This is a genomic window from Arthrobacter sp. NicSoilB4 (assembly GCF_019977335.1).
Classification (GTDB): Bacteria; Actinomycetota; Actinomycetes; order Actinomycetales; family Micrococcaceae; genus Arthrobacter.
In genome coordinates this window covers 3,002,820-3,016,688 of the sequence record NZ_AP024653.1, presented here as the reverse complement: position 1 = coordinate 3,016,688, position 13,869 = coordinate 3,002,820, and the positions used below count along the sequence as shown (strand labels likewise).

15 protein-coding genes are annotated in these 13,869 nt (G+C 63.7%); all 15 read right to left on the bottom strand.

Going from position 1 to position 13,869, the window contains the following annotated elements; all coding sequences use genetic code 11:
* Positions 1–10: 10 nt before the first annotated feature.
* The 15 genes from LDO13_RS13635 to LDO13_RS13565 all read right to left on the bottom strand — a co-directional run bounded on the left by LDO13_RS13635 (position 11) and on the right by LDO13_RS13565 (position 13,854).
* Positions 11–895: a type II secretion system F family protein gene (locus LDO13_RS13635; protein WP_224047253.1), complete on the bottom strand. Its 885-nt coding sequence runs from the start codon at positions 893–895 to the stop codon at positions 11–13.
* Between the two features lie 7 nt (positions 896–902).
* Positions 903–1,838: a type II secretion system F family protein gene (locus LDO13_RS13630; RefSeq protein WP_224047252.1), complete on the bottom strand. Its 936-nt coding sequence runs from the start codon at positions 1,836–1,838 to the stop codon at positions 903–905.
* 6 nt (positions 1,839–1,844) lie between these two features.
* Entirely contained in the window at positions 1,845–3,344 is a 1,500-nt protein-coding gene (locus tag LDO13_RS13625) for a CpaF family protein (protein WP_224047251.1), read from the bottom strand.
* On the bottom strand, positions 3,345–4,535 hold the full coding sequence (locus tag LDO13_RS13620; RefSeq protein WP_224047250.1) for an AAA family ATPase: 1,191 nt from the start codon (positions 4,533–4,535) through the stop codon (positions 3,345–3,347).
* Positions 4,532–5,308, bottom strand: coding sequence for an RcpC/CpaB family pilus assembly protein (locus LDO13_RS13615; protein ID WP_224047249.1), 777 nt, complete (start codon positions 5,306–5,308; stop codon positions 4,532–4,534). Before LDO13_RS13615 ends, LDO13_RS13620 begins: the two co-directional genes overlap by 4 nt.
* Before the next feature lie 40 nt (positions 5,309–5,348).
* Positions 5,349–6,389: a Tad domain-containing protein gene (locus LDO13_RS13610; RefSeq protein ID WP_224047248.1), complete on the bottom strand. Its 1,041-nt coding sequence runs from the start codon at positions 6,387–6,389 to the stop codon at positions 5,349–5,351.
* On the bottom strand, positions 6,377–6,751 hold the full coding sequence (locus LDO13_RS13605; RefSeq protein ID WP_224047247.1) for a TadE/TadG family type IV pilus assembly protein: 375 nt from the start codon (positions 6,749–6,751) through the stop codon (positions 6,377–6,379). Before LDO13_RS13605 ends, LDO13_RS13610 begins: the two co-directional genes overlap by 13 nt.
* Before the next feature lie 108 nt (positions 6,752–6,859).
* Entirely contained in the window at positions 6,860–7,087 is a 228-nt protein-coding gene (locus tag LDO13_RS13600) for a Flp family type IVb pilin (protein WP_224047246.1), read from the bottom strand.
* Between the two features lie 285 nt (positions 7,088–7,372).
* Complete coding sequence (locus tag LDO13_RS13595) at positions 7,373–7,588, bottom strand: Flp family type IVb pilin (RefSeq protein ID WP_224047245.1); 216 nt, start codon at positions 7,586–7,588, stop codon at positions 7,373–7,375.
* A gap of 8 nt (positions 7,589–7,596) precedes the next feature.
* A complete protein-coding gene (locus tag LDO13_RS13590; RefSeq protein WP_224047244.1) occupies positions 7,597–8,472 on the bottom strand; it encodes a type II secretion system F family protein in 876 nt (291 codons plus the stop codon).
* Between the two features lie 12 nt (positions 8,473–8,484).
* Positions 8,485–9,438 (bottom strand): type II secretion system F family protein, encoded by a 954-nt coding sequence (locus LDO13_RS13585; protein ID WP_224047243.1) that lies wholly within the window; start codon positions 9,436–9,438, stop codon positions 8,485–8,487.
* Positions 9,435–10,724, bottom strand: coding sequence for a CpaF family protein (locus tag LDO13_RS13580; protein ID WP_224049790.1), 1,290 nt, complete (start codon positions 10,722–10,724; stop codon positions 9,435–9,437). Before LDO13_RS13580 ends, LDO13_RS13585 begins: the two co-directional genes overlap by 4 nt.
* Before the next feature lie 170 nt (positions 10,725–10,894).
* Positions 10,895–12,100, bottom strand: a complete 1,206-nt coding sequence (locus LDO13_RS13575; RefSeq protein WP_224047242.1) for an AAA family ATPase — start codon at positions 12,098–12,100, stop codon at positions 10,895–10,897.
* Positions 12,097–12,882 carry an RcpC/CpaB family pilus assembly protein gene (locus LDO13_RS13570; RefSeq protein WP_263422134.1) on the bottom strand — a complete coding sequence of 262 codons (786 nt, stop codon included), beginning with the start codon at positions 12,880–12,882 and terminating at the stop codon, positions 12,097–12,099. The genes LDO13_RS13575 and LDO13_RS13570 overlap by 4 nt, the downstream gene beginning before the upstream one ends.
* Positions 12,883–12,927: 45 nt before the next feature.
* Positions 12,928–13,854, bottom strand: a complete 927-nt coding sequence (locus LDO13_RS13565; protein WP_263422133.1) for a pilus assembly protein TadG-related protein — start codon at positions 13,852–13,854, stop codon at positions 12,928–12,930.
* Positions 13,855–13,869 lie beyond the last annotated feature (15 nt).

Here is a 13,869-nt window from a genome sequence, read left to right as displayed (position 1 = left end):
GAAGCCGGCGCTACTGGCCGCTGAAGGTCTCGATCGCGTTGATGACGGCGGGGCCAAGGATGGCAATGAAGAGCACCGGGAAGATGAAGAACAGCAAAGGGAACAAGATGGTGACCGGCAGCTTCATGGCCTTTTCCTCGGCCCGCTGCCGGCGCTTGACCCGCATGACCTTGGCTTGGATCCGGAGCACGCGGCTAATGGCAATGCCGTAGGTGTCGGCCTGGACCACGGCCTGGACGAAGCTGCGCAGCTCCGGGATGTTCGTCCTTTCGGACAGTGCCAGGTAGGACTCGCGGCGGCTCCGGCCCACCTGCATGTCCTGGAGCGTCCGGACAATTTCCTCGGCCAGGGGACCCTTGCCGTTCTCGCCGGCCCGTGCCATGGCTCCTTCGAACCCCAGGCCCGCCTCCACGGAGATGAGCATCTGGTCCAGGGTGTTGGCCAGTTCCAACTGCATGATCTTCTGGCGTTCCTGGCCCTTGCTGTAGAGCAGGAGGTCGGGGATGAAGTAGCCCAGCAGTACTACAAAGACCCCTACAAGCTTGATGATCGCCGTCGGGGCGCTGGAGCTGATGTAGTAGCCGAGCAGGGCACCCAGCAGCCCGAGCAGCGGTTTCGCCGCCAGGACCCGCCCGAGGGGGAGGGAAGCAGGGCGTCCGGCGAGCGACAGGAGCTTGTCGAGTTTGCGGACGTACCCCGCGGGCGTCAGCCGGTAGCCGATCCGCTCCAGCAGCTTGCTCTGTTTCTGCTCCGTTTGCCCGGCGGTGTCCGTTCCGAGCGCGAGCATGGTGCGGACAGCCCGCTGGGAGGAACGGTCGACGGAGAGCAGCGACCAGACCAGGTAGCCCACCGGAGCGGAGACCAGCAGCAGGGAAATCAGGACCACAGGGTTCACGGGCGCCTCAGAACTTCAGGTCGATGATCTTGCGCATCCACAAGCCGCCGATGGTCATCAGGGTGATGGACGTGGCGATCATGGCCCAGCCCAGGGGGCGCGTGAACATGACGTTCATGTAGCCCGGGTTGGCCAGCATTAGCATGGCAACGATGCCGATGGGCATGGCCATCAGGATGTAGGCGGAGAACTTCCCCTCGGCGGCAAGGGCCTTGATGTGGCCCTTGATTTCGCTCCGCTCGCGGATGGTTTCGTTCACTTGGTCCAGGACCTCGGCCAGGTTCCCGCCGACCTCGCGGTTGATCTGGATGGCCTGCGCGATCCAGACGAAGTCCTCGTTCCGCATCCGCTCGGCCGTGTCGTTGAGGGAGGACAGCAGGTCACGTCCCAGGCTGGTTTCTGTGACCACACGGCGCATCTCCTCCGACGTCGGGCTCAGAGATTCGGTGGCGGCGGCATCAATCGCACGCAGGATGCTGTGACCGGCCCGCAGGCCGCCCGCCAGCAGCTGGAGCGTGTCGCCGAGCTGCTGGTCGAACGTGTTACGGCGTTTTCCGGCCAGATAACCAAGCACAAGGTGCCCCACCAGCGGGGCCACCAGGACGAAGAGAACCGCCAGCAGGGGACCGGCCACAACCAGTCCGGCCACGGCTCCCACCAGGGCCCCGGCCAGCACGAGGACGAAGAAGTCGCCCTGGCGCATCCGGAGGCCGGCGTTCTCCAGCGCTTCCCGGTTGAACAGCCGGACCTTTCGCTGCGCGAAGAAGCCGTCCACCAGGTGCACGGCGGAACCGGCGAACCGGGTCAGCTGGGAGTCGGGCCGGTCCTGGACCGGCCGCCGACGGTCCAGCGGGACGCTGGCGCCGCCGGTGGCCAGCAGCGCGTAGCCCAGGAGCAGCACCGCCATGAACAGCAGCCCGACACCAACAGGCAAAAGTGCCATCCTGGGTCACACCCTTCCGGCCGCGGCCAGCGGGGCCGCAAAGACGCTGGGGGAGACGTAGATACCCAGATCCTCGAACCGGTCGATGAACCGTGGGCGGATGCCGGTGGGCACCGGTTTGCCGAGGAAGCGGCCGTGGGCGTCGACGCCGGCTGAGTAGTCGAAGACGAAGGCATCCTGGAGCGTCACGATGTCCCCTTCCATGCCCTGGACCTCGGTGACGTGGGTGATCCGGCGGGTGCCGTCGCGGAGGCGTGAAATCTGGACGATCAGGTTGACGGCTGAGGCGATCTGTTCGCGAATCGCCCGCAGCGGCAGGTCCATGCCTGCCATCAGCACGAGGGTTTCCAGGCGTGCGACAGCGTCGCGGGGCGAGTTTGAGTGGACAGTGGAAAGGGATCCGTCGTGGCCGGTGTTCATGGCCTGGAGCATGTCCAGGGATTCACCGCCGCGGACCTCGCCCACCACGATCCGGTCCGGGCGCATACGCAGTGAGTTGCGGAGCAGTTCCCGGATGGTGACCTCGCCCTTGCCTTCGGTGTTGGGCGGACGGCTTTCGAGCCGGACGACGTGGCGCTGCTGGATCTGCAGTTCGACGGCGTCCTCGATGGTGACGATCCGCTCGTCGTCGGGCAGGAAGGAGGACAGCACATTGAGCAGCGTCGTCTTGCCGGTGCCGGTGCCGCCGGAGACGATGATGTTCAGCTTCGCCTTCACGCAGGCGTTCAGCAGCTCTGCCATTTCAGGCGTCAGGGTGCCGAACTCGATGAGGTTTCGCACGGTCAGCGGCACTTTGCTGAACTTTCGGATGGTCAGCGAGGAGCCGCCCACCGCGAGCGGGGGAATCACTGCGTTGACGCGGGAACCGTCCTCGAGGCGGGCGTCCACAAGCGGGGAAGACTCGTCGATGCGTCGGCCCACTTTGGAGACGATCCGCTCAATAACTTTGCGCAGGTGGTCTTCGGAGCTGAAGCGCGATTCGGTCAGGGTCAGCTTGCCGTGCCGTTCGACGTAAATCTGGTCCATACAGTTGACCATGATTTCCGTGACGGCAGGATCGTCCAGGAGGCGTTGCAGGGGGCCGTAGCCGAGCACATCATCGGCGACGTCCTGGACGAGGCGGGAGCGTTCTTCGACGGAGAGGGGGACCTGCTCGGCGTCGATGATCCGGATGAGCTCCTCCCGCGCGGACGTGCGCAGGTCGTCCTCCTTGGCGGCGGAGTCGTTGAATCTGCTCCCCATCCGCTCGAAGAGGGCGGTCGCGGCGCGTTGCTTGAGGGCCGCGAAAACGTCGACCGGCTGCTGGGTCTTGGACCGGTAGGTCTCTGACGGCTCGGCGAAAGCCGGCGGAACTGTGGCGACGGGCTTGCGGAGTTCTACGGCGGGGGCAGGGGACGCCGTCGGCTCGACCGGGGAGGGCAGCCGCGCTGGCGGCGGTGTCGGGGCGGGACTTCCGGCCGGTGGCAGGGTTCCTTCGGCGGTGCGGAGCCGATCGGAGAGCTTCACTTAGACCACCACCCGGCGGTGCAGCTTCTTTTGCGCTCGGGCCCGCCAAGCGGGATCGAACCTCGCCACAAGTTGCCTGAGGCCTTTGATGGCAGGGTCTTTGCGGCCGTCCTGCAGCACCGGGATGCCGCGATTGGTGGAGAACGCCACTGCTTTGGAACGGGGGATGCTGACGTCGACGGGCGCGCCGATGGTGGCCTCCACGTCCTGGACACTGAGGCCGGACTTGGAATCCGCCATGTTCAGGACCACGTGGCGGGTTTCCGGCAGCAGGTCCAGGCGGCGGAGGATTCCGAGGCCGGAGCGGAGGCCGCGGATGCTGGGGACGTCCATGGCCGTGACCCAGACGACGTCGGTGCACTGTTCCATGGCGGCCAGGCCCACCTCGGGCAGGCCGGGCGCGGTGTCCACAACGACGTACTGGAACTGTTCCGCGAGTTGCTCTAGGAGCCTGGAAACCTGTTGGGGGGTGATGTCGTCGGCTTCCTCCGGGCTCCGTGGCGCGCAGAGGGCGTAGATGTTGCTGGGGTGGACGGTCAGGAACGCTTTGAGCACCAGGGAGTCGTGGCTGGCGGCGGCGGAGACCGCGTCCGTGACGGTGTGCTCGGGGTTCAGGTAGAGTCCGGACGCCACGTCCCCGAACTGCAGGTCCAGATCCACGATGACCACGCCCATCGGGGCGACCTTGCCCAGGCCGATGGCGACATTGGTGGCGATGGTGGTCTTGCCGACACCGCCCTTGGGGGAGAAGACGCCGATGACCAGGCCCTTGGGGCCCTCGGCCTGCTGGACGGCTGTGGTCCGGCTCCGGCTCGTGTAGGACTGGCAGGCCCGTTCCAGCAGCATCCGGATCTGTGTCGGATCCGAGTCGGGGCTGAGGATGTCGCGGATGCCGGCCCGCATGGCGAGCAGGATGAAGGCGGGGTCCGGCTCGCCGACGAGGACGACGCTGAGCTCCGGCAATTGGACGTCGAAGACCGTGGCGAGCCGCAGGGCGTCCTCCACCGGGATGTCCGGCCCCAGGATGAGCACCTCGGGGCGTTCCTGGTTGAGGTTGGCGAACAGCTCGCCGGGGTCGGAGGGGTTGACGAACGCGAAGGTCTGCAGCCCGCCCGGAATCCCCCCAGCCAAGGCCTGCCGGACGCGTGCGTCGAAGTCGGTGTTGGGGGTGATCAGGACAAAGCGACTCATTTGTAGACCTCCGGTTTTGTCATGATTCCGGGTTTGCCGCTGTCCGTGGCGTTGAGCGGCTCTTTGCTCAGCCAGAGGCTCGCGAATTCGGAGAACTCCGATGCGTAGACAATTTTTGTGGCATCCACGTCGTTCACTGCAACGGTGAGCATCAGGGACCCGGTAGGCAGGGACATGTCCTCTGCCGGGGGCGCTGAACCGTCGGCTGAGGGTTGCGGCGAGGGGGTGGCAACGGGGGCCCGCTGCACGGCCGTCACGAGTACCTTATGGATGGAGAGCTGGGTTGTCTGCTTTTCAGGTTTGGCCTCGAGGCCGCCATCCTTCAGGTTGATGAAGATGCCGACGCGGTCACCCGGTGCGATCCTGCCGCCCACGACGCGCTGCGGCTCCAGCTGGAACGAAACTTCCTGCAGGCCTTCCGGGACGTCCACGGACCCGCTCGTCTTGAGGTCCTCCGGCGCGACCAAACGTTCCGCGACCAGTTGCTCGCCGGGGAGCAGTTCGACGGCGGTGACCTTTCCCGCCAGGCCGTCGAGGTTCTTCAGCGCTGACTTGGTGACCGACTTACCGGGAAGCTGCTCACTCGCCACGAATGCTGTCAGGGCTGCAACCGATGTGCCGGCAGGTACGGCCTTCTTGACGACGAGGACGGCGACCGGATCCAGTCCCTGGACTGCCCTGGTATCGGCGCCCTGCGCGTAGCTGACCACCAACAATGCCCCAAGGATCGCCAGGACGAGGGCGGCGACGCCGGCCAACAAGCGTGACTTCAAAGACTGCTCCTGAACTTAAGAGTTACGGGGGTGCTGAAAACTATTGCGTGAGGCGCACTACGTCGACGCCGGAGTCCTCGGTGGTCACTCCGTAGGTGTAGCCGTCGGCGAGCGATACGTACTCCTTGAAGCTGCCGATGATGCCCCGGCAGTTGTTCGTGCAGGCGACGGAGCTGGGAACTGTGGGACTCGTGTGGTGGAAGGATTTCGGCAGCTCGTTGTCAGTGCCGCTGAACTTCCATCCCTTGACGTAAAATGCGGCGAAGGACGTGAGCTGGTACTTGGCGTTGGCCCCTGTCCCTGTCACTCTGTCGAAGACAGGCAGCAGGGCAACGACGTCCTTGTTGGCGGTGATGTCCGCCGCCCACTTCTGCAGGACGCTGTCGCAGACGGTGCCCGGGTAGCTGTTGCCCGAACTGTTGCTGGCGTCGCCCGCTTTGATGTCAATGAGGCCGCCGCACACTCCCGGGCTGCTCGTCAGCCACCCGAACCCACCCGGAACCGGGGCTCCGGAGGGCCCGTAGAGGCAGTCGGGGTTGGCGTTGTCGCCATGGCTCTGCAGCTGCTGCAGGCCGCTGCCCACCCGGAATCTGACCTGGCAAACAGAGAAGGCAAGGGGAAACGGCAGAGGTCCCGCCACCGGTTGGCCCCACCGCACACTGGCCCCGGCCGTGACCTCGGCATCGCTAATGCCGAATACCCGCGCGAAGAATAGCGAGACACGGTTTGGGTCCTTACCGGCTTCCTGGGCTCCTGCTGTCACTTTGACAGTGCCCGCAGCTTTGTCCAGGTCCAGCGAGGAGACGTTCGTTTTTCCATCGCCGGCATTGCCGTTGGCGAGGCTGCGGGCCAACGCGGACGTTGTAGAGCAGTCCGGGTCGTTGAGGTCCCGCGCGCATTTCTGCGCGACGGCAAACGCGGCTGCGTCGGCGCCGTTGCGAAGCTGCGTCCGCTCGGCGTACAGCATGCCGACATCGACGGCGACTGCGGTGAAACCGAGCAGGGTCACCATGAGGATTGCGACCAAGACGCTGATGCCCCCGCGCTCGCCGTCCCCTTGCCTGTGTGTCAACCGTTGCACAACATCACCCCTTTGCCTTCCATCGCAAACGGTCCTGCGATTCCGGTCATGGTGGCCAGGTTGTAAGTGATCTTGAGCGTCATCTGGGCCCCCGGGGCGCATGTTGCGGGGCTGAAGGTGATGTTGGCATCGCTCAGAGCGGGTTGCACTGAAACGGCAGCGTTCTTCGCCGCAGTCCGGGCAGCGGTTGGGTTGTTCCCGATCACCATGACTCGAACGCCTTCGCGGGCGGCGCTGGAAAGGGAGCTCTGAACGTTGTAAGCCCGGCCAAATTCCATGATGCCGAGCAGAAGCATCACCAGAACTGGAGCGAGCAAGGCGAATTCAACCGCGACGGCGCCCCGTTCCTTTGTCTTGGACATGGGGACCGCCTTTCCCGCGATGATTCTCCCTGAGATGACTGTGTGGTGGCGGCTTGATGCCGCCACCACACAGTCATTGACGGACGCGCCGGGCCTGGGCCGGCGTGCTTACGGGGTGCAGGACGCGGCTACGTCGCCGGCACGGGGGACCAAGGTCCCGCTGCTGACGGAGCACTGGACCTGCGTGAATGTGTCCTGCAAAGTGCCGCCGAGAGCGGTGACGGCGATGATGATTACGACGGCGATGAGGCTGACCATAATGCCGTATTCGACGGCGGTGGCGCCGCGCTGGTCGCGGCGAAGGCGGGTTGCGAGATTGGAGAAAAAGGAACGCATGGGTGACTCCTGAGCGAGTTGGGAGGCTGGCCCTGCACCAGCACTGAGAGGAACATAGCAACGAGCGACACGCCGAGGATTCGACCTTGACGCATCCTGTGCCAAGGCTTCCCAAACTGCATGTTTCCTGTACGTTCCCTGCGCAGATTCTGCGCTGGCGCTCACCTTGTTTCGGACACAGGAGGACCCCCTTGGCTCTGGGGTCCAAGGGGGTCCGGTATCTGCGGCGCCATAGCGCCGGTGCGGCAATGAAGCAGCCCGCACTTCGTGAGGAGGTCTATTTTGTTAGGGGATGCCGAGCGCGGCCTTCACTCCGGCGCTGAGCCAGGTGAAGTGCAGGTTAAGTGCCGTTCCGAAGGCTCCCACCCCGACAACGATGACGATGGCAATGAATCCGGCCAGCACGCCGTATTCCGTGGCCGTGGCTCCCCGCTCGTTGGTGTGGAGCGGAACCGCCAGGCGCCTGATCAGCCGCCGCAACCCTGCTGCCTTAATTACCATGACTCCTCCTAAGAAAACGCCGCGATGATGCCCAGGACGGCAGGGCCCAACAAGATGATGAAGAGCGTGGGGAAGATGCAGAAAATCAACGGGAAGAGGATCTTCACGGGAATCTTCATTGCATGCTCTTCCGCGCGTTGGCGACGTTTCGTCCGCATCTCCTGGGCCTGTTCCTTCAGGACCTTAGCGATGGCGATGCCATAGGTGTCGGCCTGAACGACTGCCCGGATGAAGCTGCGCAGATCCGGCGAATCGACACGTGCAGCGAATGAGAGGTAGGCGTCCTTGCGGGCACGACCGACCTGCATGTCCTGCAACGTCCGGCTGAACTCATCCGCCAGCGGCCCCGTACCGTTTTGCGCGCTCCGCGCCATAGCGGCCTCGAAGCCAAGCCCGGCCTGTACTGAAATCAGCATTTGGTCCAGTGCATTTGGCAGTTCCAACCGGATTGCCTCGCGCCGCTTCTCGGCCTTTGTGCGGAGCAGGAGGTCCGGAACGAAATAGGCGAACAGCAGGACAGCCACTGCTATGAGAAGCCGCTGAGGTGAGGGCCCGACCAGGAACATCACCACGCCAACAACAGCCCCGCCGAGTGCCAGTAGCGGCTTGACCATCAGGAGACGCCCGAGCGGCCAGTCCTTGGGCCGCCCTGCGCCGGCGAGTTGCTTATCCAGCCACGCGACGTAGCCGACGGGCGCGAGCTTCTTGCTGAGGGCGGCAAACTGCTCGCCCGTATTCAGCTTGACAGAGGGCGCCGCCGACTTCCGGCCGAGGTTGGTGCGGACGTTCCGGAGACCGGCGCGATCACCTGTGAAAGCGAACCAGACCATACCCGAGATGGGGATAATGATGGCCAACACTGCGGCCATTGCGAGGGGTTGCATAATGTTGACTCCTCAGAACTTCGGCTTGATGAGACGGCTGAGCCAGAAGGCCCCCAGGCTGAGCATGACTGCCGAGACAGCCATCATGATGTACCCGGGAACCGTTGATGAGAATGTCTTGGCGTAGACCGGATTGATGAACTGCAGGGAGATGAACAACACGACCGGCAACGACAGCAGGACGATGGCTGACATCCTTCCTTCAGCGCTGAGGGCTTTGACCTGGCGTCGGATCTGATTCCGGTCACGGATGGTTTCGCCGACATGATCGATCACCTCGGCCAGATCCCCACCGACCTCACGGTGGATCTCGATTGCCTGGGCAATCCAGCTGAAGTCCTCGTTCTTGGTCCGGTCGGCGACGTCGATCAGGGATTCGCCGAGGTCCCGTCCGATGCGGGTCTCGTTGACGATCCGGCTAAGTTCGTCCGCCATTGGAGCGTCGCTTTCCTGAGCTGCCGCATCCAGGGACCGCAACAAACTGTGCCCTGCCCGCATGCCTCCGGCGAGCATCCGGAGGGTGTCCGGGACCTGATCGTCGAACTTCGCCTGACGGCGCGAGGTGAGGAGTTTCACGCTCATCGTGAGCCCGACGATGGTGCCAACGATCATGAGCACCGCGGCGAACAAGCCGCCCAGCAGGAAGCCGAAAACCCCCACAAAGACCGTGATGAGACCCGCGATCAGCAAGTAGTCGGCCGGTTGTTTCTTGAGGCCGGCCGCATCCAGATTTCGGCGGGACAGTATTCCACCGGACCTAGGCTGGATCCTGGCATCAATCACGCCGAGGGTCGCATTTGTCAACTTCGTCAGGCCGGTGGCCTGCACCGGGGCGCCCGGTCTGCGCCGTTCAGCCGAGATGACGTTGCGGGACTTCAGGACAACCCAGAAAAGTATGGCGAGGGATGTGTAGACGAAGGCGAGCCCCAGGACCATCACGGCAGGGGGGAGGTCGTCGGGAATCACCGGATGCTCCCCAGATGGGCGCCAAAGACGGCGGCGGAGATCGGGATGCCAAGTTCCACGAACCGGTCGGTAAAGCGGGGACGGACGCCGGTGGGAATAGGTTTGCCGAGGAACCGTCCGCTGGCGTCGACGCCGGCAGAGTAGTCGAAGACAAAGGCATCTTGGAGCGTGACAATGTCGCCTTCCATGCCTTGGACCTCGGTAATGTGGGTTACCCGTCGGGTACCGTCCCGGAGCCTCGTGATATGGACTATGAGGTTTACCGCGGAGGCGACCTGTTCGCGGATGGCGCGGAGAGGCAGGTCCATCCCTGCCATCAGGACCAGGGTCTCCAATCGGGCTACCGCATCCCGGGGAGAGTTCGCGTGAACAGTGGAGATGGACCCGTCATGGCCGGTGTTCATGGCCTGGAGCATGTCCAGTGATTCGCCGCCGCGGACTTCGCCAACGACGATCCTGTCCGGCCGCATACGGAGTGAATTGCGAACGAGTTCGCGGATGGAAATCTCGCCGCGGCCTTCGATGTTCGCGGGCCGGCTCTCCAGCCGGACCACGTGCTCCTGCTGCAGTTGCAGTTCCACAGCATCCTCGATGGTCACAATGCGGTCAGTCTCCGGGATGAACGACGACAGGACGTTGAGCAACGTTGTCTTTCCGGTACCCGTTCCGCCCGAGACGATGATGTTCATGCGGGCCAGGACGCACGCCCGCAGGAGCTCCGCCATTTCCGGCGACAGGCTGCCGAATTCGATCAGCTTCTCCACTGTGAGCGCCTCGCGGGCGAATTTCCGGATGGTCAGCGAGGGCCCGTTGACGGCCAGAGGCGGAATGATGGCATTTACACGTGAGCCGTCGGCAAGCCGGGCGTCCACCAAGGGCGACGATTCATCGATCCGTCGTCCAACTCGTGAGACGATGCGTTCAATAACCCGGCGGAGTGCTTCGTCCGAGCTGAATTTGGCATCCGTCTTTTGAAGTTGGCCAAACCGCTCCACGTAGATGCTGTCGTGCCTGTTGACCATGACTTCCGTGATTTCCGGGTCGTCAAGGAAGCGCTGGATGGGACCATGGCCCAGGACGTCGTCGATGATTTCCCGCGTCAGGCGCTGCCGTTCGGCCGAGGTGAGTGGAACTTGTTCCTCGTCAACGACCTCCTTGAGCTCATCCCTGACCTGCTGGTGCAGCTCAGCTTCATCCATCGAGGAGTCCGAGATCCGGGAGCCGAGCCGTTCGTAGAGCGCTTGACTTGCCCGCTCCTTGAGCCCGCGGAGAGCCTCGCTCGCCATGCCGGCATTGGGGCCGGCCTCCTGAACCACCAGGGCAGCATGGGCAGCGTCGGCTGCCTTGGCTTCCTGGATGCGGCTCAGGGTGGGCGGAAGCGCCTCGGGAACCCGCGGCGAATCCGCGTCGGCGGGCTGGTTACCGTGGCGCAACTGGTCAAATCTGCTGGTGAGGCTCACTGGACTACCGCCCTTCGATGGAGTTTGCGATGTGTTCGTTCCTGCCAGTTCGGCTTGAAGCGCTCCACAAGTTGCCGCAGGCCCTTCGCCGCGACGTCCCTGCGGCCGTCCTGGAGGAGGGGCACACCCTTGTTGGTCGAGAACGGCAGGGTTCGGGACCGCGGAATAGCTATGTCAACGGGTACTCCAATGGTTGCTTCCACGTCAGGCACCGAGAGGCCGCCCTTGGCATCAGCCATGTTCAAGACCACGTGGCGGCTTTCCGGCAGCAGCCCCAGTTCGTTGAGGATATGGAAACCCGTGCGGAGTCCGCGGATGCTGGGCACGTCCATGCCGCACACCCAGACAGCGTCCGTGGCCTGCTCGAGCGCGGCAAGGACGTGCTCCCCGAGACCGGGGGCTGTGTCGATGACCACGTACTGGAACTCATGCCGCAGTTGCCTCAGCAGGTTGGTGATGTGTGCGGCCGTGATGCCGTCCATTTCTACAGGATTCCGCGGCCCGCACAGTGCATAGATGTTTGCCGAATGCAGGGTCAGATAGGTCTTGAGCACCATGGAGTCCTGGCTGGCCGCACCTGACACCGCATCCGTGATTGTGTGTTGAGGTTCCAGCAGCAGGCCGCTGGCGACGTCCCCGAACTGCAGGTCAAGGTCGACGATCACGACTCCCATGGGCGCCAGCTTTCCCAGACCGACAGCGAGGTTTGTCGCGATGGTTGTCTTGCCAACCCCGCCCTTCGGGGACATGACCGCTATGACGCGGCCGCCGGTACCACTCGACGGAGACTCTGCGGTGCCGGGGATCAGGCCCCTCCGGCGGCCGGCGGCCGCCAGGCTGGAACGTTCGACCATGGACCGGATGCCATCGACCTCCGCTGAGGGCGAGAGGATATCCCGCACTCCGGAGCGCATTGCCGCCAGAATCAGCTCCGGCGTCTGCTCTGCGGCGACGACGACACTGATCTCCGGATACTGCAGATCCAGGAGTGCCGCGTGCTTTAGCACGTCGTCCAGTTCCAGCCCCGGACCGAGGATCAGTACCTCGGGCGGCTCACCCAGAAGCTGGCTGAGAAACTCGTCCGGACCGTCCGGGAGATAGTCCGCCTGGAACCACTGCAGGCTGCCGCTCATACCGGCCGTGGCTGAGCGGACCTTACGTTCAAAGTCGCCATTTGGCGTGATCAATACGAAGCGGCTCATTGGAATACCCTGATGCGTTCCATGACGCCGGTGTTGTCCTGCGTCGAGCTTGCAGATTCCTTGCTGAGGTACACCGTGCCGAACTCAATCGCATGGACGATCTTCTCCACATCGACAGCGGACCTGGCCATAGTGACGAGGTATCCGCCAGCCGGCTGAGCCGCGCTCGAATTGGAACCCATGGAACCATCCGAGGCAGTGCCTGTCGTCGTTGAGCTCTGATCCTGGGCCACGGCACCGGAGGAGTTCTGGACCGCGGTGACCATTACCTGGTGGAATGCCAGCTTGGTCTGATCCGGGACGTTGAGTTTTTCGTTCTCCTTGTAGGAGATGATGACGCCCACGGTGTCTCCGGCCTTGAGGCTTCCCCCGATAACCCGATCGATGGGGAGTTTGACCGTAACTTCCTGCAGCCCGGACGGCACCGGAGCGCGGCCGGGGCCGAGCAGTTGCGCCGGTTCAACCATCCGGGTTGTAAGCAGTTGCTCGCCGGGGACGAGTCCCACGGCCGAGACCTTCTGGCCAAGGTCAGCCAATGTAGTGACGCTGTTGGTTGCGACCGTTGCCTTCGGCACGGTCTTCTTGACGACCGAGTCGCCAAAGTTCGCCGCGGCAGTCCCGGCGGCGATTTCTTTTTGAACCACGTATACCTCGGAGGTCTCCGTGTTGGCCATGGCACGCTTGTCGGCGCCCTGGACGTAGGACACAAGTAGAACGGTCCCGATAATGGCCACAACGAGTGCGGCTATGCCTCCCAGTAGGCGAGCTTTCAATTCTTCCACCCCTTTAGAAATGAACTTGTTTCTGATGTTGAGACCTTGTGGCGGCTATTTCTTGAGTGCTTTCACCGTCACGTTTCCGTTAGGGGTGGTCGATCCACCCGTAAAGATGGACGGATCGCCGGAGTATCCGACGAACGTCCCATAGAGTCCCTTCTCGCTGCTGCCGAAGACATGGGTGGGATCGTGTGAATTCCCGGGGAAGGACCATCCCAGGACCCTGAAGCCGGCCCACTTTTGGATCATGTATCGGACATTGCTACCGGTGCAGGGGGACAACACTCCGGTGCACGTGTACTCGTAGACCGGTATTGCCACCGTTGTCCCGACCAACGAAGGCTCGAACAAGGCGCCGCACCCCGTCGGCATTGACGCGCCGGCGCTGGTGGCGCTCCACTGACCAACCTCCGCCGTCACCTGGCAGCCCGTGTTACCGTCCGGCGCCAGCCAGGCGAAGCCGCCCGGAATGATCTGGTTGGAAGGATTCAGGCCGTTGCAGTCCACTGCGCCGTGCCCCCCGCCCTGCGTCAAAATCTTGTGTGGGAGACCGTCGTTGATGAATTCGCATCCGGCGAAGGTCAGCGGGAGAATGCTGCGGCCGCGGGTCGGGTAATACCAGTACGCGGTGGCGTTTGCCCCGACGGTGACATTCGGAGTATTGAGTGCATTGGCGAAAAGCTTGCTCAGGAAGCTGGAGCCGGTGGCGCCGTTGATGGTCGAGGTGCCGACGGTTATATCGCCGGCAACGCTCAGGTCCACAAAACGGACGTTTGAACGCGCGTCCCTGGAGTTCTGGTTCGCGATGAGCGCTGCTACTGCATCTGCGTCCGCCTGCGCACAGCCCCCGGCGACGGAGCAGATCTCCGCGCCGGCCAACGCGCCGGCATCTGCCGCATTCTGCAGTTCAGCGCGTTCGGCGTACATCTGGCCGACGTCGACGGATATGGCACCCACTCCGAGGAGGACAAGCAGCATCACGGCGACGAGAAC